This is a genomic window from Pseudoxanthomonas sp. z9 (assembly GCF_006542425.1).
Lineage (GTDB): Bacteria > Pseudomonadota > Gammaproteobacteria > Xanthomonadales > Xanthomonadaceae > Pseudoxanthomonas_A.
This window is the reverse complement of sequence record NZ_VFID01000004.1, coordinates 493,727-516,047: the sequence shown is the minus strand read 5'-3', so window position 1 is coordinate 516,047 and position 22,321 is coordinate 493,727. Positions and strand designations below refer to the sequence as shown.

General features: G+C 67.9%; 22 protein-coding genes. 7 read left to right on the top strand and 15 right to left on the bottom strand.

What is annotated here, in order from left to right:
- Positions 1-1,400: 1,400 nt before the first annotated feature.
- On the bottom strand, positions 1,401-2,078 hold the full coding sequence (locus FG323_RS06965; RefSeq protein WP_141453782.1) for a YggS family pyridoxal phosphate-dependent enzyme: 678 nt from the start codon (positions 2,076-2,078) through the stop codon (positions 1,401-1,403).
- Between the two features lie 96 nt (positions 2,079-2,174).
- Between FG323_RS06965 and FG323_RS06960 the strand changes: the two genes are divergently transcribed.
- The 3 genes from FG323_RS06960 (at position 2,175) to FG323_RS06950 (ending at position 5,071) form a co-directional block, all read left to right on the top strand.
- Positions 2,175-3,212 carry a type IV pilus twitching motility protein PilT gene (locus tag FG323_RS06960; RefSeq protein WP_141453781.1) on the top strand — a complete coding sequence of 346 codons (1,038 nt, stop codon included), beginning with the start codon at positions 2,175-2,177 and terminating at the stop codon, positions 3,210-3,212.
- A 129-nt stretch (positions 3,213-3,341) separates the two neighbouring features.
- Positions 3,342-4,472: a PilT/PilU family type 4a pilus ATPase gene (locus tag FG323_RS06955; RefSeq protein WP_141453780.1), complete on the top strand. Its 1,131-nt coding sequence runs from the start codon at positions 3,342-3,344 to the stop codon at positions 4,470-4,472.
- A 17-nt stretch (positions 4,473-4,489) separates the two neighbouring features.
- Positions 4,490-5,071 (top strand): hypothetical protein, encoded by a 582-nt coding sequence (locus FG323_RS06950; protein WP_141453779.1) that lies wholly within the window; start codon positions 4,490-4,492, stop codon positions 5,069-5,071.
- A 12-nt stretch (positions 5,072-5,083) separates the two neighbouring features.
- On the opposite strand, the gene FG323_RS06945 is transcribed toward FG323_RS06950, so the two are convergent.
- Complete coding sequence (locus FG323_RS06945; protein ID WP_141453778.1) at positions 5,084-5,977, bottom strand: DUF72 domain-containing protein; 894 nt, start codon at positions 5,975-5,977, stop codon at positions 5,084-5,086.
- A gap of 80 nt (positions 5,978-6,057) precedes the next feature.
- On the opposite strand from FG323_RS06945, the gene FG323_RS06940 reads away from it, so the two are divergent.
- A complete protein-coding gene (locus FG323_RS06940) occupies positions 6,058-6,888 on the top strand; it encodes an NAD-dependent protein deacetylase (RefSeq protein WP_141453777.1) in 831 nt (276 codons plus the stop codon).
- A gap of 405 nt (positions 6,889-7,293) precedes the next feature.
- On the opposite strand, the gene FG323_RS06935 is transcribed toward FG323_RS06940, so the two are convergent.
- The 3 genes from FG323_RS06935 to FG323_RS06925 form a co-directional block, all read right to left on the bottom strand.
- Positions 7,294-9,288 (bottom strand): EAL domain-containing protein, encoded by a 1,995-nt coding sequence (locus FG323_RS06935; RefSeq protein ID WP_141453776.1) that lies wholly within the window; start codon positions 9,286-9,288, stop codon positions 7,294-7,296.
- A gap of 15 nt (positions 9,289-9,303) precedes the next feature.
- Complete coding sequence (locus FG323_RS06930) at positions 9,304-9,852, bottom strand: heme NO-binding domain-containing protein (protein ID WP_141453775.1); 549 nt, start codon at positions 9,850-9,852, stop codon at positions 9,304-9,306.
- Positions 9,853-10,054: 202 nt separating this feature from the next.
- Positions 10,055-10,594 carry a DNA-3-methyladenine glycosylase I gene (locus tag FG323_RS06925; protein ID WP_141453774.1) on the bottom strand — a complete coding sequence of 180 codons (540 nt, stop codon included), beginning with the start codon at positions 10,592-10,594 and terminating at the stop codon, positions 10,055-10,057.
- 37 nt (positions 10,595-10,631) lie between these two features.
- Between FG323_RS06925 and FG323_RS06920 the strand changes: the two genes are divergently transcribed.
- The 3 genes from FG323_RS06920 to FG323_RS06910 all read left to right on the top strand — a co-directional run bounded on the left by FG323_RS06920 (position 10,632) and on the right by FG323_RS06910 (position 12,849).
- Positions 10,632-11,195, top strand: coding sequence for a YqgE/AlgH family protein (locus FG323_RS06920; RefSeq protein WP_141453773.1), 564 nt, complete (start codon positions 10,632-10,634; stop codon positions 11,193-11,195).
- 85 nt (positions 11,196-11,280) lie between these two features.
- Positions 11,281-11,733 carry a Holliday junction resolvase RuvX gene (gene ruvX / locus FG323_RS06915; protein ID WP_141453772.1) on the top strand — a complete coding sequence of 151 codons (453 nt, stop codon included), beginning with the start codon at positions 11,281-11,283 and terminating at the stop codon, positions 11,731-11,733.
- Positions 11,734-11,904: 171 nt separating this feature from the next.
- Entirely contained in the window at positions 11,905-12,849 is a 945-nt protein-coding gene (locus FG323_RS06910; RefSeq protein ID WP_141453771.1) for an aspartate carbamoyltransferase catalytic subunit, read from the top strand.
- 18 nt (positions 12,850-12,867) lie between these two features.
- Here FG323_RS06910 and FG323_RS06905 read toward each other — a convergent pair whose 3' ends face one another.
- From FG323_RS06905 to raiA, 10 genes are all read right to left on the bottom strand, one after another.
- Positions 12,868-14,439 carry a GGDEF domain-containing protein gene (locus tag FG323_RS06905; protein ID WP_141453770.1) on the bottom strand — a complete coding sequence of 524 codons (1,572 nt, stop codon included), beginning with the start codon at positions 14,437-14,439 and terminating at the stop codon, positions 12,868-12,870.
- Positions 14,440-14,528: 89 nt separating this feature from the next.
- Positions 14,529-14,801: a hypothetical protein gene (locus FG323_RS06900; RefSeq protein ID WP_141453769.1), complete on the bottom strand. Its 273-nt coding sequence runs from the start codon at positions 14,799-14,801 to the stop codon at positions 14,529-14,531.
- Positions 14,802-14,807: 6 nt separating this feature from the next.
- On the bottom strand, positions 14,808-15,581 hold the full coding sequence (locus tag FG323_RS06895) for a prolyl oligopeptidase family serine peptidase (RefSeq protein ID WP_255470086.1): 774 nt from the start codon (positions 15,579-15,581) through the stop codon (positions 14,808-14,810).
- 283 nt (positions 15,582-15,864) lie between these two features.
- Positions 15,865-17,226: a magnesium transporter gene (gene mgtE / locus FG323_RS06890; protein ID WP_141453767.1), complete on the bottom strand. Its 1,362-nt coding sequence runs from the start codon at positions 17,224-17,226 to the stop codon at positions 15,865-15,867.
- Between the two features lie 131 nt (positions 17,227-17,357).
- Positions 17,358-19,076: a phosphoenolpyruvate--protein phosphotransferase gene (gene ptsP, locus FG323_RS06885; RefSeq protein WP_141453766.1), complete on the bottom strand. Its 1,719-nt coding sequence runs from the start codon at positions 19,074-19,076 to the stop codon at positions 17,358-17,360.
- Positions 19,076-19,345 (bottom strand): HPr family phosphocarrier protein, encoded by a 270-nt coding sequence (locus FG323_RS06880; RefSeq protein WP_141453765.1) that lies wholly within the window; start codon positions 19,343-19,345, stop codon positions 19,076-19,078. The genes ptsP and FG323_RS06880 overlap by 1 nt, the downstream gene beginning before the upstream one ends.
- On the bottom strand, positions 19,338-19,730 hold the full coding sequence (locus FG323_RS06875) for a PTS fructose IIA subunit family protein (protein ID WP_141453764.1): 393 nt from the start codon (positions 19,728-19,730) through the stop codon (positions 19,338-19,340). The genes FG323_RS06880 and FG323_RS06875 overlap by 8 nt, the downstream gene beginning before the upstream one ends.
- A gap of 118 nt (positions 19,731-19,848) precedes the next feature.
- On the bottom strand, positions 19,849-20,727 hold the full coding sequence (gene rapZ, locus FG323_RS06870) for an RNase adapter RapZ (protein ID WP_141453807.1): 879 nt from the start codon (positions 20,725-20,727) through the stop codon (positions 19,849-19,851).
- 29 nt (positions 20,728-20,756) lie between these two features.
- Complete coding sequence (hprK, locus tag FG323_RS06865) at positions 20,757-21,707, bottom strand: HPr(Ser) kinase/phosphatase (RefSeq protein WP_141453763.1); 951 nt, start codon at positions 21,705-21,707, stop codon at positions 20,757-20,759.
- 220 nt (positions 21,708-21,927) lie between these two features.
- Complete coding sequence (gene raiA / locus FG323_RS06860) at positions 21,928-22,245, bottom strand: ribosome-associated translation inhibitor RaiA (protein WP_141453762.1); 318 nt, start codon at positions 22,243-22,245, stop codon at positions 21,928-21,930.
- Positions 22,246-22,321: the final 76 nt, after the last annotated feature.

The following is a 22,321-nucleotide window of genomic DNA, read 5'->3' as shown; positions in this document are numbered from 1 at the left end:
CCCAGCCTCCCCCGCAGGCGGGGGAGGGGCCGTTTCATGTTGCGGGGCGGGAATGAGTTTCTTCCCGCGTGCGTCCTTCCCCCGCGTGCGGGGGAAGGTGCCCGAAGGGCGGATGGGGGCGAACGGGCGAGTGAGTTGCGCTCGTTGTTGTTCGTGTGTGGATGCGTTACGTGCTTCGGAGGCGGCCCCCACCCGGCCTCCCCCGCAGGCGGGGGAGGAGCGGTTTCATGTTGCGGGGCGGGGAATGAGTTTCTTCCCCGCTTGCGTCCTTCCCCCGCATGCGGGGGAAGGTGCCCGAAGGGCGGATGGGGGCGAGCGGGCGAGTGAGCTGCGCTCGTTGTTGTTCGTGTGTGGATGCGTTACGTGCTTCGGAGGCGGGCCCCACCCAGCCTCCCCCGCAGGCGGGGGAGGGGCCGTTTCATTTGCGGGGCGGGGAACGAGTTTCTTCCCGTATGCGTCCTTCCCCGCATGCGGCGGAAGGTGCCCGAAGGGCGGATGGGGGCGAACGGACGAGTGAGCTGCGCTCGCGGTTGTCCGTGCGCGGATGCGTTACGTGCTTCGGAGGCGGCCCCCACCCAGCCTCCCCCGCAGGCGGGGGAGGGGCCGTTTCGTGCTGCGGGGTGGGGATGAGTTCTTCTCCGCATGCGTCCTTCCCCCGCGTGCGGGGGAAGGTGCCCGAAGGGCGGATGGGGGTGAGCGGGCGAGTGAGCTGCGCTCGTTGTTGTTCGTGTGTGGATGCGAGGCGGCCCCACCCAGCCTCCCCCGCAGGCGGGGGAGGGGCGGTTTCATGTTGCGGGGCGGGGAATGAGTTTCTTCCCGCATGCGTCCTTCCCCCGCGTGCGGGGGAAGGTGCCCGAAGGGCGGATGGGGGCGAACGGAAGAGTGAGTTGCGCTCGTTGTTGTTCGTGTGTGGATGCGTTACGTGCTTCGGAGGCGGCCCCCACCCGGCCTCCCCCGCAGGCGGGGGAGGAGCGGTTTCATGTTGCGGGGCGGGGAATGAGTTTCTTCCCCGCTTGCGTCCTTCCCCCGCATGCGGGGGAAGGTGCCCGAAGGGCGGATGGGGGCGAGCGGGCGAGTGAGCTGCGCTCGTTGTTGTTCGTGTGTGGATGCGTTACGTGCTTCGGAGGCGGCCCCCACCCAGCCTCCCCCGCAGGCGGGGGAGGGGCCGTTTCATTTGCGGGGCGGGGAACGAGTTTCTTCCCGTATGCGTCCTTCCCCGCATGCGGCGGAAGGTGCCCGAAGGGCGGATGGGGGCGAACGGACGAGTGAGCTGCGCTCGCGGTTGTCCGTGCGCGGATGCGTTACGTGCTTCGGAGGCGGCCCCCACCCAGCCTCCCCCGCAGGCGGGGGAGGGGCATGACCCTGGGGAGTTTTTGAGACTGTTTATCCGGCTTAAGGCATCAGCCCGGCCGGCGCCCGAACAGTGCGGTGCCGATGCGGATCTGGGTGGCGCCTTCGGTGATGGCGATCGGGTAGTCGTCGCTCATGCCCATGGACAGCGTGTCCACACGGGGATATGTCATCGCCAGTGCGTCGTACAGCGCCTTCATGCGCACGAACGCCGGGCGACGCAGCTCCGGATCCGCATGCGGGGTGGGGATGCACATCAGTCCGCGCAGGGCCAGCCGGGGTTCGGCGGCGATGGCGGCGGCGAGCGTGGGCACTTCGGCGGGCGCGCAGCCGTGCTTGCTGGCTTCGTCGTCGATGTTGACCTGGATGAGCACGTTCAAGGGCGGTCGGTCGGCCGGGCGATGGCGGGCAAGCGCGGCCACCAGCTTGGGGCGGTCCACCGTTTCCACCCAGTCGAACAGCACCGCGGCCAGGTCGGCCTTGTTGGATTGCAGGTGCCCGATCAGGTGCCAATCCAGCGAAAGCTCGACCAGATCACGGACCTTGGCGGCCGCTTCCTGCACATAATTCTCACCAAACGCCCGCTGTCCGGCGGCGGCCAGCGCGGCCACCGCCGTGCCCGGCTGGGTCTTGGACACGGCCAGCAGGCGGGGGGCTGGCCGATGGGCGGCATCCGCAGCGTTTTCAATACGTTGCAGGGTGTCGCGAAGGGTGTCGGCGAGCGTCATCCGGGGGCGGTTGGAAGGTCATTGGGGAGCGCTATACTGCCTTCAGGGGCAGCATCGTTCCAGTTTTGCAGCACTATTTCGGGGGAAGGCAAACTTATGGATATCGCCGAGCTGTTGGCGTTTTCGGTCAAGAACAAGGCATCGGACCTGCATCTGTCGGCAGGCCTGCCGCCGATGATCCGCGTCGACGGCGACGTCCGCCGCATCAACATCCCGGCCCTGGACCACAAGCAGGTCCATGCGCTGGTCTACGACATCATGTCGGACAAGCAGCGGCGCGATTACGAAGAATTCCTGGAAGTGGACTTCTCGTTCGAGATTCCCAGCCTGGCCCGCTTCCGCGTCAACGCGTTCAACCAGAACCGCGGCGCCGGCGCCGTGTTCCGCACCATTCCCTCCGACGTGCTGACCCTGGAAGACCTGGGCTGCCCGCCGCTGTTCCGCGATCTGATCGCCCAGCCGCAGGGCCTGATCCTGGTGACCGGCCCGACCGGTTCGGGCAAGTCGACCACGCTGGCGGCGATGATCGATCACATCAACAAGAACGAGTACGCGCACATCCTGACGGTGGAAGACCCCATCGAGTTCGTGCACACCTCGCAGAAGTGCCTGATCAACCAGCGCGAAGTGCACCGCGACACCCATGGTTTCAACGAAGCGCTGCGCTCGGCGCTGCGCGAGGACCCGGACTACATCCTGGTGGGCGAATTGCGCGACCTGGAAACCATCCGGCTGGCGCTGACCGCCGCCGAGACCGGCCACCTGGTGTTCGCCACCCTGCACACCAGTTCGGCGGCCAAGACCGTCGATCGCATCATCGACGTGTTCCCGGCCGGCGAGAAGCCGATGGTCCGCTCGATGCTGTCCGAATCCCTGCGCGCGGTGATTTCGCAGGCGCTGCTGAAGAAGGTCGGCGGCGGACGCACCGCGGCCTGGGAAATCATGGTCGGCACCCCCGCCATCCGCAACCTGATCCGCGAGGACAAGGTGGCGCAGATGTATTCGTCCATCCAGACCGGCCAGCAGTACGGCATGATGACCCTCGACCAGCACCTGCAGGACCTGGTCAAGCGCAGCCTGGTCACCCGCCAGCAGGCCAAGGAATACGCGAAGGACAAGCGGTTGTTCGAGTAAGCCGGGAATCGGGAATGGAGAATCGGGAATCGTGAAAGCAAAAGCAGTTCCCGACCCCGTTTCCAGACCGCCGGCTTTTGACGATTCCCGATTTACGATTCCCCATTCCCGGCTCCGAAGGAGCATCCCATGAGCAGCATCGACTTCACCTCCTTCCTCAAGCTGATGGCGCACCAGAAGGCGTCGGACCTGTTCATCACCGCCGGCATGCCGCCGTCGATCAAGGTCCACGGCAAGATCTCGCCGATCACCCAGACCGCGCTGACGCCGCAGCAGTCGCGCGACCTGGTGCTGAACGTGATGACGCCGGCGCAGCGCGAGGAATTCGAAAAGACCCACGAGTGCAACTTCGCCATCGGCGTGGCCGGTGTGGGCCGTTTCCGCGTGAGCTGTTTCTACCAGCGCAACCAGGTCGGCATGGTCCTGCGCCGCATCGAGACCCGCATCCCGACGGTGGAGGAACTGAACCTGCCGCCGGTGATCAAGACGCTGGCGATGACCAAGCGCGGCATCATCATCTTCGTGGGCGCCACCGGCACCGGCAAATCCACCTCGCTGGCGGCGATGATCGGCTACCGCAACCAGAACTCGACCGGCCACATCATCACCATCGAGGATCCGATCGAGTTCGTGCACAAGCACGAGGGCTGCATCATCACCCAGCGCGAGGTCGGCATCGACACCGACAGCTGGGACGCGGCGCTGAAGAACACCCTGCGCCAGGCGCCGGACGTGATCATGATCGGCGAGGTGCGTACCCGCGAGGGCATGGACCACGCCATCGCCTTCGCCGAAACCGGCCACCTGGTGCTGTGCACCCTGCACGCCAACAACGCCAACCAGGCGATGGACCGCATCATCAACTTCTTCCCGGAAGACCGCCGGACCCAGCTGCTGATGGATCTCTCGCTCAACATCAAGGGCGTGGTCGCGCAGCAGTTGATTCCCACCCCCGACGGCAAGGGCCGGCGGGTGGCGATGGAAATCCTGCTCGGCACCCCGCTGGTCCAGGACTACATCCGCGACGGCGAGGTCCACAAGCTGAAGGAAGTGATGAAGGAATCCACCAACCTCGGCATGAAGACCTTCGACCAGAGCCTGTTCGAGCTGTACCAGGCCGGCGAAATCTCCTACGAGGACGCCCTGCGCTACGCCGACTCCCAGAACGAAGTCCGCCTGCGCATCAAGCTCTCCCAGGGCGGCGACGCCCGCACCCTGGCGCAGGGACTGGATGGGGTGGAAGTGGCGGAAGTACGCTGAGGCGCTGATCCGACGGGATGGATACCGGCCTGGAAAGCAGCCCCTATCGGGCACCCGATGGGGCAATCGAGGAGCGGCCGGCCACGCGCGCCAGGCCGTTTTTCCTCGCACCGCCCACCTTGAAGCTGGTGGTGATGATGGTGTTTACCCTGGGCTGGTACGCCGTCTGGTGGTTCTACCGCGCGTGGCGCGCGGTCAGGCAGCATGACCGCAGGCAATTCAATCCCGCCTGGCGCTCGATCTTCGCCCTCTTCTATGCGTACGCCTGTTTCCGGGCGATCAACCGCATCGCCGCCGATGGCACGCGGGAGAAAAGGGCTCCGGCGGGACTGCTGGCCGTCGCCTATGTCGTACTGGCGCTTTCCGTACTGTTGCCCGGCCCGCTGTGGTTGCTCTCTCCTCTATCGGTGCTGCCGCTGTTGCCGATGAATGCCAGGGCACGTCGCTACAACCAGTTCGTCGACGCCACGGTGTATCGGGACGAAGACGGCTTCAATGCCTGGAACTGGCTGGGGATCGTCGTCGGTGGCGCCTGCTGGGCGATCCTGATGCTGGGCCTCCTGATTTATTTCCTGTCGACTCTTGTGCCAGCGGCCTAGAAGCAGCCGGACTCAGGTCGGGGAAGCGGACCCGCGACGGGATGCCAATCGTTCCGCCAGTGCCAGCGCGTCAAAGGGCGCGTGGACCTTGGCGTCGTTGTCGAAGTAGACGTAGACGTCACGGCGCTTGAGTTTTCCGGGCGGCGTCTTAGAGGCGAGGCGTGACGATGGCGGTGCCTCGCCGTGGGCCCACTGGTGTATCCGCCTGGCCCAGCGGGCCAGCGCCTGTTTCGAGTAGCCGCTGACGTACAGTTCCTGATCGCCGTGCAGGCGCAGGTAGGTGAAGTTGGCGGTGAGATCTTCCAGCATCGGATAGCGGCCCGCGCTGTCGGCGATCACCAGGGCTACGCGCTGCCTGCGCAGCAGGGCGATGAAGTCGGGGTCGATGAAGCTGTCGTGCCGGATTTCCAGCGCGTGGCGCAGGCGGAAGCGTGGCAGGTCGGGAAGCGCGGTGCGGCCCTTCATGCGTCGGGTCTCGCGTCGCCGGGCCAGCGTGAGGGCCTGATGGCTGTCGCGGGGCAGCGAGCCGAGGAAGTCTTCCAGCAATGCGCGGTCGTACTTGAGCGTGGGCGGAAGCTGCCACAGCAGCGGTCCCAGCTTGCGGCCGAGCAGGAGTACGCCGGAGGCGAAGAAGTTGGCCAGGGCAGGCCCGGTGTCGCGCAGGCGCAGGACATGGGTGATATAGCGCGGTCCCTTGACGGCGAAGACGAAACGCGGCGGCGTTTCCTCGTGCCAGTGGGCCCAACTGCGGGGAGACTGCAGGGAGTAGAACGAGCCGTTGATTTCGATCGTCGGCAATGCGCGCGAGGCATATTCGAGTTCGCGGCGCTGGGGAAGTCCTTCCGGGTAGAACACGCCGCGCCAGGGGGCATAGCGCCAGCCGGAGATGCCGATGCGGGTGGCCATGCGATGACTGTGGGTGGCCCAAAGGCAAGAGCGGGTGAAGGCGGATGAAGTGCGTGCCGGGCCCACCGTATGATGGCGGCATGTCGATCGCCCTGACCGCCCCGCACACCGACGCCGCTGATCGCCTGCGCGAGTGGTTGCTTCCGTTCGATCGTGTGTTCGTGCTGACCGGTGCCGGTTGCAGCACGGCCTCCGGGATTCCCGACTATCGCGATGCCGACGGCCAGTGGAAGCGCACGCCGCCGGTGACGTATCAGGCCTTCACCGCAGACCCGCTGATCAATGCGCGCTACTGGGCGCGCAGTTTCGTGGGCTGGCCGCGGATGGCGCAGTCGCGGCCGAATGCGGCGCACCGGACGCTGGCGGCGTGGCAGGGCGGGCGGTTGTCGCAGTTGTTGACCCAGAATGTCGATGGCCTGCACGAGCGTGCGGGCAGCCGCGATGTGATCGATCTGCACGGGCGCATCGATCAGGTGGTGTGCCTGCAATGCCGGGCGCTGTCCGCGCGGGCGATGTTGCAGGAACGCCTGCACGCTGCGAATCCTGGTTGGCATGGACTTGAGGCGGCGACCGCGCCGGATGGCGATGCGGATCTGGAGGGGCTGGATTTCAGCCGGTTCCGGGTGCCGGACTGCGATGTCTGCGGCGGGATGCTGAAGCCGGACGTGGTGTTCTTCGGCGAGAACGTGCCGCGTGAGCGTTATGAGCGGGCGTTGGCGGCGCTGGATGCGTCGCAGGCGTTGCTGGTGGTGGGGTCTTCGTTGATGGTCTATTCGGGATTCCGTTTCGCCCGCATCGCGCATGAGGCGGGCAAGCCGATTGCCTTGCTCAATCGTGGACAGACCCGTGCGGATGCGCTGGCGGATTTGAAGCTGGATGCTGATTGCGTGGCGGTGTTGCCTGCCGTGTAGGGCGGGATGGTGAAACCCTTCTACGGCGTGCGGGAGAAGGTGGCGCGCAGGGGGGAAGAGGGTGCTTCGTGCGTTATCGGCGTTGCCCCCATCCGCCTTCGGCACCTTCCCCCGCGTTGCGGGGGAAGGGGGCTGTGGGTGTTCGATGTGGACTGCGTGGCGGGGCTGCTGGCCGTGCAGGGTGGCTCTTCTCCCGCCTGCGGGAGAAGGTGGCGCGAAGCGCCGGAAGAGGGCGCTTCAGGCGTCATCTGCCCGCAGGGGGGAACGTCGGTGTGCGGCGCCTGATGTGGGGTCGCTAGGTGCGGACGGATTTGCCCCCATCCGCCTTCGGCACCTTCCCCCGCAAGCGGGGGAAGTAAATCACGCGCGATGGGATGTTGGGGGCCTGTGCGCGGTTGGACCGCTCTACGGAAGGGCGCGGAGCTGGCGGAGCAGGGTTTCGCAGTCGCTGGCGGTCATGGGCGGGGCGAACAGGTGGCCTTGCAGGCCGTCGCAGCCGAGATCGCGCAGGATGCTGGCCTGGTGTTCGGTTTCCACGCCTTCGGCGATCAGCGACAGGCCCAGGCTGTGGCCGAGTTCGATGATGCTGCGGATGATCGGGTAGTGCAGTCCGGTATCGGCGGAGGCTTCGATTTCGCTGATGAAGGATCGATCGATCTTCAGCGTGTCCACCAGCAGCTGGCGCAGGTAGTTCAGCGACGAGTACCCGGTACCGAAATCGTCGATGGCCACGCGCACGCCCAGTTCGCGCAGTTCGCGCAGGTGACGGGCGGTGGACTGGACGTCCTGCATCACCAGGCTTTCGGTCAGCTCCAGTTCGAGCGAGGACGCCGGCAGGCCGGTGGCTTCGAGCACGCGGGCGACGGTGCGGGTCCAGTCCTCCTGCTGCAACTGCACCGCCGACAGGTTGACCGCCATCAGCAGGTGGGCGACGCCGCTGGCCTGCCAGCGCGCCATCTGTCGGCAGGCGTGTTCCAGCGCCCATTGGCCGATGGCCAGGATCAGCCCGGACTCCTCGGCGATGGGGATGAAGCGGCTGGGCGGAATGGCGCCATGGCGTGGATGGTTCCAGCGCATCAGCGCTTCGAAGCCGAGCAGCACGCCGTCGGCGCGGAACTGGGGCTGGTAGTGCAGTGACAACTGGCCTTCCTCCAGCGCGTGATGAAGATCCGCGCGCAGGTCGAGCAGTTCGCGGCTGCCGGCGGTCAGGGCCGGAGTGAAGAACTCGAAGCAGTTCTTGCCGCGCGCCTTGGCGCGGTACATCGCCGCGTCCGCGTTGCGCTGCAATTGTTCGGCATCGCGGGCGTCGTCGGGAAACAGGGCAATACCGATACTGCCGGTGACGTACAGCTCGTGCCCGTCCATCGGGATGGGGCGGCGCAGCGATTCCAGGCAGCGCTCCGCCATGCGGGTGGCGTCGGCGACGCTCTTCATGGCCGGCAGGATGAGGGTGAACTCATCGCCGCCCATGCGCGCCAAGGTGTCGGTTTCGCGCAGCAGGCGGCGGATGCGACGGGTGGTCGCCATCAGCACGTTGTCGCCCTGCTGGTGGCCGAGGGTGTCGTTGATGTGCTTGAAGCCGTCCAGATCCAGGAACAGCACGCCGACCCGGTGATCCTCGCGACGCGCGTGCGCGATGGCCTGGTTCAGCCGGTCGCGGAACAGGAAGCGGTTGGGCAGATCGGTCAGGGCGTCGTGGTGGGCCTGGTGGTTGAGGTTGTCGGCCAGTTGGCGATGGCCGATCGCCAGCGCGGCCAGGCCGCTGATCATCATCATCCATTCCAGCTCCGATTCGCTGGGCGCGCGTCCGTCCGGCGGATGCAGGGCGAACTCGCCGATGTGCTCGCCATGGGCGGTGGTCAGCGGCACCGTCCAGGCGCTGCCCAGTCCGTCGAGCAGGCCGCTGTCGCAATGGCGGCGCCAGACCGGATGCCGGCGGACGTCCTCGACCCACTGGATGTGGCGCTGTTCGTGGGCGCCGCCGGGCAACCAGTGCAGCGGTGCCTGGATGACCGGATCGCGTCCTTCCGAGGATTCGCGCTCGGCGTGGAAAAGTTCGCCGTCGGCGTGCACGGCGATGAAGCAGCGGCCGCCGGGCGTCTGCGCCTCGACCATGCGGGTGAGTTCGACCAGGATGTTGTGCAAAGGATGATCCTGCACGATCCGCTCCAGGAAACTCTCCAGCGTCTCGGCCTGGATGCGGCGGCTGATTTCTTCCTGCAATTGCCGGTTGAGCGTGTTGGTGGCGACGGTCTGCGCCTGCAGGGCCAGGAACGCCTGTTCGCGCTTCTGCTGCTCGATGTACAGCTCCAGGCTCTTTTCCTCGATGAACAGCTCCGCCGCGCGACGTGCCTGTTTTTCGCGCTCCAGTCTCCGTCTGAGCAGTTGCAGTTCGTCCATGCGGGGCGTCCGGGATCAGTCCACCCGGGTCAGCCGGAAGCGGACCGCGGTGCCGCCGCCGTCGGCGGCCAGCGGCGTGCGTTCGATGCTCACGCGTTCGCCGTAGTGGTCCACGCATCCGGCGATCAAGCCTTCGGCCAGATCCGCCAGCGGGCGGCTGGAGCGGTAGTCGAACAGCATCCGGCGATCATCGGGGCGTTCGCTGCGGAAGCTTGGCAACTCGGCGCCGGGATAGAGTTTCAGCACTTCGACGTGCACGTGGTTGTCGACCTGTTCGATGAAATCGAACGCGGAGTGCACGTCCTGGAAGAAGCGCGGATAGCTTTTCACGAAGCGTCCGAACAGGTAGTGGCCGAATTCGCGCACGAGCGTGGTTGCGGGCAATCCGACCGCGAGGCCGAGTTGCTCGACCAGGGCCAGCAGTTCGGTGTGATCGTAGGTGCCGACGGCGGTGTAGATGCCACCGCTGGGCAGATGCGCGGCTTCCAGCACGCGTTCGGTCAGTTCGGGACCGAAGCGGCTGTCCATCATCTCCATGAACTCGGTGAACACGACTCCCTTCATGCCTGTCTCCCCCGAGTGGCCATGATGGCCGGAGTATGCCCGCAACCGCAGGCATCAACCAATGCGCGATGCGCTCTTCCGATATCGGACGTCGGCGCGGAAGATTGAACGCGCAAGACTGGAGCCCGGAAGATGGAGCCCGCGGTGGTAAGCAACGCTTACCACTTTCGGCGCAAGCCAGCGCGCGCCAGTGGCGTCCGGATCAGCCCGCCGCCTGCCAGGGAGGCGACAGGGCGGTGATGCGCGCATGCGCGGGGCAGCTCTCGCGATGCGCGCCACGCAGGTAACCCAGGCTCATCAGGAACTCGCCGGTGATCTCGCCGCCGGTGAAGCGGAAGGTCCGCTTGAACAGCTTGATCCATTCGGGCTTGTCGAGCGGGTGGTGGGCATCCAGCCAGGCGGCGAAGCCGCCATGGGATCCGCGCAGCGCCTGGATGACCCCGGCGTTGTGGATCGCCGCGTCCACCTTCAGGCGGTTGCGGATGATGCCCGGGTCGGCCAGCAACCGGGCGCGGTCCGCATCTCCGTAGGCGGCCACGGTGTCCACGTCGAAGCCGTGGTAGGCGCGCCGGAACCCCTCGCGCTTGCGCAGGATGGTCTCCCAGCTGAGCCCGGCCTGGTTGATTTCCAGCAGCAGGCGCTCGAACAGGACCGCCTCTTCCCGCTGGGGAAAGCCGTATTCGTGGTCGTGGTAGGAGCCGTGGACCGGATGGCCCGGGGCGATGTCGCAGTATCCGCTCATGCGGTCAGGGTAGCGCGGTCGGGCTAAAATGGCGCCCATGTCCGCCGAAACCTTCCTCGCCAACCAGCTGCTGATCGCCTCGCCGGCCTTGGATGACCCCAATTTCGCCCGCAGCGTGACCCTGATCTGCCAGCACGACGGGGAGGGGGCGATGGGGGTGATGGTCAACCGTCCTTCCGAGTACACCCTGGGCGAAGTGTTGCAGCAGATGCAGCTGGACACGCCGGACGAGGGCCTGCGCGAGCAGATCGTGCTCAACGGCGGGCCGGTCCATCCCGAGCGCGGGTTCGTGCTGCACGATGACGCGCGGGCATGGGATTCCACCCTGACCGTCGCCGACGGCCTGTACCTGACCACCTCGCGCGACATCCTGGAGGCGATGGCCGCCGGCCACGGGCCGGAACACGCCATCGTCACCCTCGGCTGCGCAGGCTGGGGCGCAGGGCAACTGGAATTCGAACTGGGCGAGAACGCCTGGTTGACCGCGCCGGCCGATGCCGGCGTGCTGTTCGGGGTGCCGCTGGAACGGCGCTGGCAGGCCGCTGGCGGCCTGATCGGTGTAGACATGACCAGGCTCACAGACTACAGCGGGCACGCATGAAACCCTGTCGCCGGAACCGCCGCGCCGCTCCCGGAAGGCAAGCCTGCCTGTCGCCGGAGTCCGGTCGGCGTTCCCGGAGTCGGCCATGAAGTTGGATGGCACGGTGTTGGGGTTCGACGTCGGTGCGCGACGCATCGGCGTGGCCGTGGGCAGCGCCTTCGGCAGCGGCGCACGCGCTTTGGCGGTGGTGGACGTGCACGCGCACGGGCCGGACTGGCCGGCGCTGGATCGCCTGCATGCGGAATGGCGGCCGGACGGCCTGGTGGTCGGCGATCCGATGACCCTGGAAGGCGGCGACCAGCCCAACCGCAAGCGCGCGCAGGCGTTCGCGCGCGAATTGCATGCGCGCTACAAGTTGCCGGTGGTGCTGGTGGACGAACGCGCCAGTTCGGTCGAAGCCGCGCAGCGGTTCGCGCTGGATCGCGCCGAAGGCCGCAAGCGCAAGCGCGACGCGGCGGCGCTGGACGCGGTGGCCGCTGCGGTGATCATCGAGCGCTGGCTGGCGGCGCCGCAGGACGCCACGCAGGTGACCCTTTGAGCGAGGCGGCGATCCTTCCGGCCATCACCGGGCACGCTCCCGTTCCGTTTTCATTTGTTCCGGTACCGGCTTCCGTCGCCGCGACCGGCAAACCCGCCATCCACCCACCCTCCGGAACCCGGCGTCGCCGCGGCATGCCGGTCCCGACCCTTGCATTCCAGAACTGAGCCAATGACCCAGCAAATCGATTCGGATGGACGCCTGCGGCACCTGCTGACCCTCGACGGTCTTCCCCGCGAAACCCTTTGCCGCCTGCTGGATCGCGCCGGCCAGATCCGCGACACCGCGCTCGGCCGCACCCAGCGCCGCAACCTGCTGGACGGCACCACGGTGTGCACGCTCTTTTTCGAACCTTCCACCCGCACGCGCAGTTCGTTCCAGATCGCGGCGCAGCGGCTGGGCGCGGACGTGCTGAACTTCGACGCCTCCGCCTCCTCCACGCGCAAGGGCGAGACCGCCCGCGACACCCTGCGCAACCTGGAGGCCATGGGCGTGCGCGGTTTCGTGGTGCGGCATTCGGAGGACGGCGCGGTGGACGCGCTGGCCGAAGTGGCGGGCGAGGGCACGACGCTGGTCAACGCCGGCGATGGCCGCAGCGCCCATCCCACCCAGGGCCTGCTGGACGCGCTGACCCTGCGCCAGGCCAAGGGCGCGGATTTCTCGCGGTTGAAGGTGCTGATCGTCGGCGACGTCAAGCATTCGCGCGTGGCGCGTTCGGACCTGCATGCGCTGCGCACGCTGGGCACCGGCGAGATCCGGGTATGCGGCCCGCAGTCGCTGCTGCCCGACGACGACACCCTGGCCGGTTGCACCGTGGGCGGCGATTTCGATGCCATGCTCGAAGGCGTGGACGCGGTGATGATGCTGCGCCTGCAGCGCGAGCGGATGGAGGAGGGCCTGGTCGCCTCGCTCGATGACTACCACCGCGACTACGGCCTGACCCAGGCGCGGCTGGCCCGCGCAGCGAAGGACGCGGTGGTGCTGCATCCGGGCCCGATCAACCGCGGCGTGGAAATCACCGACGAGGTCGCCGACGGCCCGCAGTCGCTGGTGCTGCGCCAGGTCAGCAACGGCGTGGCCATCCGCATGGCGGTGCTGGAAACCCTGCTCGGTTGAGTCCGAAGGCGGCGCGTTTCAGTCGCGCGCCGCCATCACCCGGTTCTTGCCGGCGGCCTTGGCCTCGTACATCGCGCGATCGGCGCGCTCGACCAGCGCGTCCTGCGTTTCGCCGGCGCGCCACGGCGCCACGCCGGCGCTGAAGGTCACCGCCAATCGTTCGCCCTCGTGCAGGAGCGGACGCTGCGCCAGCCGCTGCAGGGCGCGCGCGACGATCGTCTCCGCCTCGCGCAACGAGGTGTCCGGCAGCAGCAGCACGAATTCCTCGCCACCGAATCGGCCAATCGCATCGCTGCCGCGCAGCGCGCCGCGCACCACCGCGACCACATGGCGCAGCGCGGCGTCGCCGCCGAGATGGCCGTGGGTGGCGTTGACCAGGCGGAAGTCGTCGAGATCCAGCAGGGCCAGGCACAGCGGCTGGCCGCTGCGCAGGGCGCGGCTGGATTCGCGCCGGAACAGTTCCTCGAAGCCGCGCCGGTTCAGGGCCTCGGTGAGCTGGTCGATCCGCACCAGGTTGGATACCGACTGCAGCTCCTGTTCCAGGCTGGCGACGCGGCGTTCGGCTGCCTCGGCCTCCTCGCGCACCGCGCACAGATCGTCGCGGGCGCGTAGCGCCTGACGTTGCAACTGGGCGGTGTCCTCCAGGATGTCCTCCATCCGCTTGCCGAGTTCGGCGATGCTGCGGCTGTCGCGGACCGCCTGCGCGTGGAAGCTGATGCGGTCGTGGAATTCACCGGTGCTGCTGGCCATGCCGTCGAGGCGTTCGACGAAGGTGACCATCATGTCCTTCATCGCCGCCTTCGATTCGTCGAGTCCCTGTTTGAGCAGGCCCTGCTTGTAGATCACCTCGCGCAGGCCGCTGCGGGTTTCCTCCAGCCGTTCGCGGTCCAGCGGACCGGACAGCAGGCTGCGCGCGGCCGCGATCTGATCCTGCAGCCAACTGCCGTCCTCCAACAGTTCGCCGACATTCTCCAGCAACAGGTCGAACAGGCTGCGCAGCAGCTCCTGCGCGTCGCGGGTTTCGTGGCTGGCCTGGCCGATGGCGTGGCACAGTTCCCTGAGCTGGCCGTCCAGCGCGGCCAGCGGCTGGCCCGGTTGCCAGTCCTTGAGCTGATCGGCCACCGACTGGGTCTGCGGGTGCAGGCGCGCATCCTCGCGCAGCAGGGTCTCCACCGCCATCACCAGGGTGTGATGGAGCAGCCCGCGCAACTGTTCCGATTCGCTGGGGACGCCACTGCCGGGCACCGGTTCGTCCGGAATGGTGCGGATGTACTTGTCGATCAACTGGCGCATGGCGCGCCCGTAGGCATTCCAGTCGCCATCGGCGCAGGCGGCCTGCAGGCGCTGGCCCATGCCGCGCAGTTCGCCGCCCAGGCCGGCCAGTCCATCGGCGAACGCCGCGAGCAGCGCCGGCGGTGTATCGGCGTGCGCGAACAGCACCTGCAACTGCGCCGCGCTGATGAGCGGGTGCGCGGAATCGTGCGGCGCCAGTCCCTTGCCGGCTGGCGGCTGCGCGCGCTTGTGGCCACGCGCCCACAGGCGGCGGAATCCGCCGGTCAGGCCGGGAGGAGCGTCGGAAGGTTCGGCCATGGACGGTGCTCGGCGCGGATCTTTTCGTGAAGGGGCGCCGGGTTATCGGCGGCGGCGCGCGCCGGTTGAGGGCCGGGCGACGGACGGCGTCAGCGTTCGCCCAGGTAACGCTCCGCCTCTTCCAGCAGGGCCAGTTGCTGGATCGCTTCGGGATGGCCGGCGGCGGCGGCCCGCCGGACCTGTTCCCGGTCCGGATGGCTGACGATCAGCAGCAGGTTGCCGCATTCGGGACAGGCGTAGTCGGTGACTTCGTCCTGCAGGTCCATCTGCATGGCGCGCGAATCACCCTGCCAGCCGCAGGCGCAGGCATGCGTGCGCTCGCGCCAGCCGGGAGTGAAATAGTCGTGGAGCAGTTCGGCCATGGAATCTCAGCGGTGTTGTTGGAACAGCCAGGTCCACAGTTCCGGGGTGGCATAGGCCGGATCCCAGGAGTTGTGGTTGGCGTCGGGGAATTCGGTGTAGCGCACGTCGCCGCCGGCCTGCCTGAGCGCCGCGTCCATCCGGCGCGATTGCACCGGCGGCACCAGATCGTCCTTGCCGCCATGGAAGATCCAGACTGGCACGTGCTTGAGCCGGCGCGCGGCTTCGGCGAACGGATCGGACGCCTCGGCCACGCTGTGCGCGACCATGCTCGGGCGCTGGTCGGTCCAGTCCACGGTCAGGCCGCCGCAGATGGGCACCAGCGCGGCGAAGCGCTGCGGCTGTTGCAGGGCCAGTTCCCAGGTGCCGTAGCCGCCCATCGACAGGCCGGTCAGGTAGACCCGATCGGGATCGCCATCGAATTCCTTCATCGAGGCATCCAGCGCGGCCAGCGCGATCGTGCCGGCCTCCTGGGTCCACTCGGTGTCGGCCGGCGCCTGCGGAATCACCACCACCGCCGGGAAGTCGTCCAGGTGCTGGCGCAGGTGCGGCGGCAGGCCGACCTTCATCTGCAACTGGTTGTCCTCGCCACGTTCGCCGGATCCGTGCAGGAACAGGATCACCGGCATCCTGCCGCGGCCATGGCCGGCCGGCACGAACACTTGGTAGCGATGCGTCTTGCCGGCGACCTCGACCTGGCGCTCGACGAACCCGCCATGCGGGGACGCCGGCCGGGTGGCGCAGCCGGCCAGCAACACGGCGGTGGAAAGCAGGGCGAGCATTCGCAGGGCAAGACGGAGGGATGGAATCCGGAAGGAGGATGGGCGGATGGAGCCGGGCAAGGCGGGGGTGGTCATGCGGAGCTTCCCAGGGCGAGGTAGAGGCAGGTGGCGACGTGGATGGCGGCATGGAACCGCCAGGGCCCCATGATGGATCCGGAACGGATTCGCGGCCAGCCCGGGAACAGCGGGCCGAGAACCGCACCGACAGCAGCACCGACAGCAGCGGCCACGGTTCCGGGCGCCTCCCTTGTGCGCCGCCGGGCGCGGGGTGGCGCAGCCCGCGTCACTGCAACAGGATGACCGTGGCCAGGCCGAGGAAGCTGAGGAAACCCATCACGTCGGTGACGGTGGTGAGGATGACGCCGCCGGCCAACGCCGGATCGAAGCCGAGCCGCTTGAGCGTCAGCGGCACCAGCACACCGGCGGTCGCCGCGGTCAGCAGGTTGATGGTCAGGGCGCTGCCGATGACCAGCGACAGGCCGGGCTGGCGGAACCACAGGAACACGATGATGCCCAGGCCCACGCCCAGGCACAGGCCGTTGATCAGCGCGACCGCCAGTTCCTTCTTCAGCAGCGTCATCACGTTGGACGCGCCGATCTGGCCCAGCGCCAGGCCGCGCACCATCAGCGCCAGCACCTGCGTGCCGGCGTTGCCGCCCATGCCGGCGACGATCGGCATCAGCGCGGCCAGTGCGACCAGCTTGGCGATGCTGCCCTCGAACTGGCCGACCACGCTGGCGGCGAGGAACGCCGTGCACAGGTTGATGCCGAGCCAGATCAGGCGGCGCCGGAACGCGCGCCGCACCGGCGAGAACAGATCCTCGTCCTCGTCCAGGCCGGCGGCGCCCAGCGCCTGGTGCTCGGCCGTTTCGCGGATGATGTCGACCACGTCGTCGATGGTGATGCGGCCGAGCAGGATGTTGTTGTCATCCACCACCGGCGCGGAAATCCAGTCGTGGTCGGAGAACTGGCGGGCGACTTCCTCGGCGCTCTCGCCGACGTCGATGGCCGGTTGCTCGTCGTCGATCAGGCGGTTGATCGGCGTGCTGTCCTCGTGGGTGACCAGCGAGGCCAGCGAGACCCGGCCCAGGTACTGGTGGCGGCGGCTGACCACGAACAGGTGATCGGTGTGGTCCGGCAGTTCGCCGCGCAGGCGCAGGTAGCGCAGCACCACGTCGACGTTGACGTCGGCGCGCACGGTCACCACGTCCGGGTTCATCAGGCGGCCGGCGGAGTCCTCCGGGTAGGACAGCACCTGCTCCAGCCGCTCGCGGTTCTCCCGGTCCATCGACTTGAGGACTTCGTCGATGACGGTGTCCGGCAGGTCCTCGACCAGATCGGCCAGATCGTCGATGTCCAGGTCTTCGACCGCGGCGACGATTTCGTCCGGGTCCATCTCCGCCAGCAGGCTCTCGCGGACCTCGTCGCCGACGTGGACCAGCACCTCGCCGTCGTCCTCGGCGTCCACCAGACCCCACACCACCTCGCGCTTGCCGGGCGGCAGCGATTCGAGCAGGTTGCCGATTTCGGCGGGGGCGAGGGTGTTGACGAGTCGGCGCACCGGCCCCAGCCGGCCGCTGTCGAGGGCGTCGGAGAGCAGGCGCAGTTGACGCGCGGTCTTGTCGTGGCGGACGGCTTCGGCCATGCAGTGCTCCGAAACGGGGCCGATCCGCGGGACGGATGCGACCGTGGCATCAGATGTTCATCGCGCCATTATCGCTTGCCGCTGAGATTATGGACACCCCATGCGGGGCATTTTCCGCGCGGTCGCCGCGATCAGGCGGAGGCGGACTTCAGCCAGCGCTCGATGCCGGCGCGATCGCGGGTCTTGAGCAGCTTGTCGGTGGAGGCCTGCAGGGCTTCCCAGTCGCTGGCACGGATGACCCGGCGCAGTTCCAGCAGGGTGTTCGGGTGCAGGCTGAATTCCCGCAGCCCCAGCGCCAGCAGCAACGGCGCCAGCCGCGGGTCGCCGGCCATTTCGCCGCACACCGCCACCGGCACCTCGTGGGCCTGGCCGATGGTGATCACGTGCCGCAGCAGCCGGATCACGCCCGGGTGCAGCGGTGAATACAGTTCGCCCAGGGCCTCGTTGTTGCGATCGGCGGCCAGCAGGTACTGCACCAGGTCGTTGGTGCCGATGGAAACGAAATCGACCACGTCGACGAAGCCGTGCATGGCGATCGCCGCCGCCGGCACCTCGATCATCGCGCCCAGTTGCACCTGGCCGGCGATCTCCAGCCCGCGCTTGCGCAACTGGGTGGAGACGCGCTTGAGCAGGCGCCGGATGGCCAGGATCTCCTCGCGGCTGCTGACCATCGGGATCAGGATGCGCACCGGGCCGTAGGCCGACGCGCGCAGGATGGCGCGCAACTGGGTATCGAACACGCCATCGCGCGCCAGCGACAGGCGCACCCCACGCAGGCCGAGCGCGGGGTTGTCCTCGTCGTCCAGCACCAACCCGGTGCGGTCGGCCTTGTCGGCGCCCAGATCCAGGGTGCGGATGGTGACCGGCCGGCCGCTCATGCCCAGCACCACGTCGCGGTAGGCGCGGAACTGCTCGTCCTCGTCCGGCAACTCGTTGCGCTGCAGGAACAGGAATTCGGTGCGGTACAGCCCCACGCCGGCCGCGCCCAGCGCGTGCGCGCGCGCCACGTCGTCGAGTGATTCGGCATTGGCGTACAACGCGATGTCCACGCCGTCGCGGGTGCGGCTGGGCTTGGAGCGCAGGCGCCCCAGCTCGCGTTCCTCGCGGGCGGCCTTGCGCAGGCGTTCGCGATAGGCCCGCAGATCCGCCGCGTTCGGTTCGACCACCACCCGGCCGGTGGCGCCGTCGACGATCAGGGCGTCGCCATCGTTGACCCGCTGCAGCGCCTGCGCCGCGCCGACGACCAGCGGCATGTGCAGGCTGCGCGCCAGGATCGCGCTGTGCGAGAGCGCGCTGCCGGCGGCGGTGACGATCGCGACCACGCCCTGCGATTGCAGCTGCGCCAGTTCGGACGGGGCGATGTTGTCGCAGACCAGGATGTCGCCGGCCACGCCCTCGGCATCGACCGCGCGCTGCTGGAGATGGGCGTGGATGCGGCCGATCACGTGGTCGAGATCGTCCATCCGGCTCTTCAGGTAGGCATCGTCCATGCCCTCGAAAACCGCCGCCAGCCGATCCCGCTGCAAGCGCAGCGCATAGTCCGCGCTGTAGCGGCCGGTGCGGATCAGTTCGTCCAGGCCGTACAGCAGTTCGGGGTCGTCCAGCAGCAGGGCGTGCAGGTCGAGGAACTCGCCGACTTCCCTGGCCAGCGCGCCGTGCAGGCGATCGCGCAGCCGGTGCATCTCCTCGCGGGTGGCATCGACCGCCACGTGCAGGCGTCGCAGCTCGGCTTCCACCTGGTTGGCGTGGATGCGCTGCTCGGCGACTTCCAGCGCGTGCGGCAGCCGGACCCGGGCGCGTCCCAGCGCGCTTCCGCGCGATGCGCCATGGCCCGACAGCAGCGTCCGCATCAGGCGTCCTCGTCGAACCGTCGTTCGAACAGGGCGGCGACCGCGTCCATCGCGGCGCTCTCGTCCTCGCCGTCCACGCGCACGATCACCGGCGTGCCCTGGCCGGCGGCCAACAGCATCACGCCCATGATGCTCTTGGCGTTGACCTCGCGTCCCTTGGCGGCCAGCGTCACGTTGCAGCGGAAGCCGGCCAAGGCCTGGACCAGCTTGGCGGTGGCGCGGGCGTGCAGGCCCAGGCGGTTGGAAACGGTGAGTTCGCGTTCAAGCATCGTCGTGGATGACTCCGTTGCGTGCGCCGGCGGCCGCGGTCGCCGGCAGTTCGTCCAGTCCCTGTTCCGAATAGTTCATTACCCGCAACAGCATCGGCAGGCTCAGTGCGGACACCCGCCGGATCGGCGTGCCCAGGCGCGCCAGCCTGCCGGCTAGATTGCTGGGGCTGGCGCCGTACAGATCGGTCAGCACCAGCACGCCATCGCCCCCGTCGACCCGCCGCAGCGCGGCCGACGCCTGCGGCAGCAACGCGTCCAGGTCGGCGTCGAACGGCACCTCGAAGGCTTCCGCCTTCAATGGCAGCTGACGCAGCAGGGTCGCCGCGACGGCCAGGATGGACGCGCCGATGCCGGGATGGGTAACGAGGAGGATGCCACAAGCCATTCCGGAACGTTAACAGACGGGGATGACATGCCGGAAGCGGTTTTGGCGGGACGCGGCGTTGCGCGTGAAGGCCGGGTCAAGGCGCGGCGGAAGCGCCGCCGCGCACCACCGGATGCGCCTAGTCCAGTTCCCGGTGGAAAGTGGCGACTTCCTCCCAGCCCTGGTTGCGGGCGTGCTGGGCGAGCGTCTCGGCCAGGTACACCGAGCGGTGCTTGCCGCCGGTGCAGCCGAAGGCGATGGTCACGTAGCTGCGGGTTTCCCCGCGCAGGCGCGGCAGCCAGGTATCGAGGAACTGGCTGACTTGGCCGACGTACTCGGAAACTTCGGACTGGGAGCGCAGGTACTCGCGCACCTTCGCGTCCCGCCCGGAATAGGGTCGCAGTTCCGGATTCCAGTGCGGGTTGGGCAGCACCCGGGCGTCGAACACGAAGTCGGCGTCGGCCGGCACGCCACGCTTGTAGGCGAAGGACTCGAACAGCAGCGACAGTGCCGCGCCGCGGTTGAGCGCGAACTCGGCGATGATGCGCCGGCGCAACTGGTGCACGTTGAGCTGACTGGTGTCGATGACGACGTCGGCGGCCTCGCGCAGCGGCGCGGTGACCTCGCGCTCGCGGCGGATGGCTTCCTGCAGCGACAGCCCGGTGTGGCTGTGGCTGAGCGGATGCCGGCGGCGGGTGTCGGAATAACGCCGCAGCAGGATCTCGTCGGCGGCGTCGAAGAAAATCAGCGTCCCTTCCAGGCCCAGTTGCGCCAGCGCCGCGCGCCACTGTGCCAGCTTGCCCAGTTCGGCATGGCCGCTGCGGGCGTCGATGCCGACCGCGATCTTCTGCGGCAGGGTGTCGCCCTTCATCAGGCTGCGCACGAACGGCGGCAGCAGTTCGACCGGCAGGTTGTCGACGCAGTAGTAGTCCAGATCCTCGAAGGTCTTCAACGCCACCGACTTGCCCGAGCCGGACAGGCCGCTGACGATGACCACGGTCGGGGGGGCCGCGCGCACCGCCGCAGGGATGTCCTCTCCCGGCGAACTCATGGCGTGCTCCGCTCCAGCAGGTTGCTGTGGCGGGCGATGAACATCGCCGCGGGGTCGATGCCCTTGGTGCGCAGGATGTGCAGGCGGGTGGCCGCCTCGGTGAGCACGGCGAGGTTGCGGCCCGGCATCACCGGCAGGGTAATCAGCGGCACGTCGAGATCCAGCACGTGGCGGGTGCCGGAGTCGCCGGTCAGGCGCTCGTAACCATGCGGGTTGGGTTCGGTCATCGGCCGGGTCAGGTGCACGATCAGGCGCAGGTACTTGTTCTTCTTCACCGCGGTGTCGCCGAACATCTCGCGCACGTTGAGCACGCCCAGCCCGCGTACCTCGAGCAGATCCTGCAGCAGCTCGGGGCAGGTGCCGTCGAGCACGTCCGGCGCGATCTGGGTGAACTCGGGCGCGTCGTCGGCGACCAGGCGGTGGCCACGGCTCAACAGTTCCAGCGCCAGTTCGCTCTTGCCGGAACCGGCCTCGCCGGTGATCAGCACGCCGATCGAATAGATCTCCATGAACACGCCATGCAGCGTCACCCGCGGCGCCAGTGTGCGCGCAAGATGGTAGGAGAGGTGGTTGAGCAGCTCATGGCCGCGCTTGGGCGAGATCCACAGCGGCGTATCGGTTTCATTCGCCGCCTCGCGCAGATCCTCCGGGCATTGCTGGTTCTTGCTGATGACCAGCGCCAGCGGACGGAAGTGGACGATCTTCTCGATCGTTTCCCAGCGCTGGCGCGAATCCAGCGAATCCAGCCAGCTCAGTTCCTCGGTACCCAGGATCTGCACCTTGTTGGGATAGACCGCGTTGAGATAACCGGCCAGCGACGGACGCCGCGCGATCGTGTCGCCGGCTTCGAGGATCCGGTTCTCGCCTTTCTGCCCGGCCACCCAGCGCAGGGCCAGCTTCTCCTTCTGCTGCTCGAACAGTTCGCGTGCGGTGATACTGGTGTTCATCATGCGAGGACGGACGGGAAGTGGGGAAGGTGCGGCGCGTCGTCATTGGCGTGCGCACGGGACGGGCGCGTCGATGCGACCCGCCAGGCGCGGACGGCGCAGGCAGAGGGGAGTGTAATCCGGAGGGAGGGGAACTGCTAATGCAGCGTGAAGAACGCTGCGACGCCCCTGCCCGGACCGCGAGGGTCGCAGGCAAGGGCGGTTGGGGGCGGGAACTACCTCAGCCGACGGCTTCCACGCGCAGGCCGCGCTGCACGTCGGTCTTCTTTTCCTTGTGCTTGACCAGCAGGCGATCGAGCTTGTCAGCCAGGATGTCGATGGCGGCATACATGGTCTGCGCACCGGCGTCGGCATGGAGGGTACGGCCCGCGAGGGAGACGGTCGCTTCGGCGACGTAGTCGGGTTTGCGCGTACAGAGTTGGGTACGGACTTCGAAGGGTTGGTCGAAATGGCGCTCCAGGCGCTTCAGCTTGGTTTCCACGTATTCGCGCAGGGCGGGGGTGACTTCGATTTCATGCCCGTAGGTCTCGATACGCATCGCTTGCCTCCTTCTGTCGGTGATGCAGTGCTGTCGGCACTGCTGAGAACGCGTTGTCGTGCATCTGTGACAACGG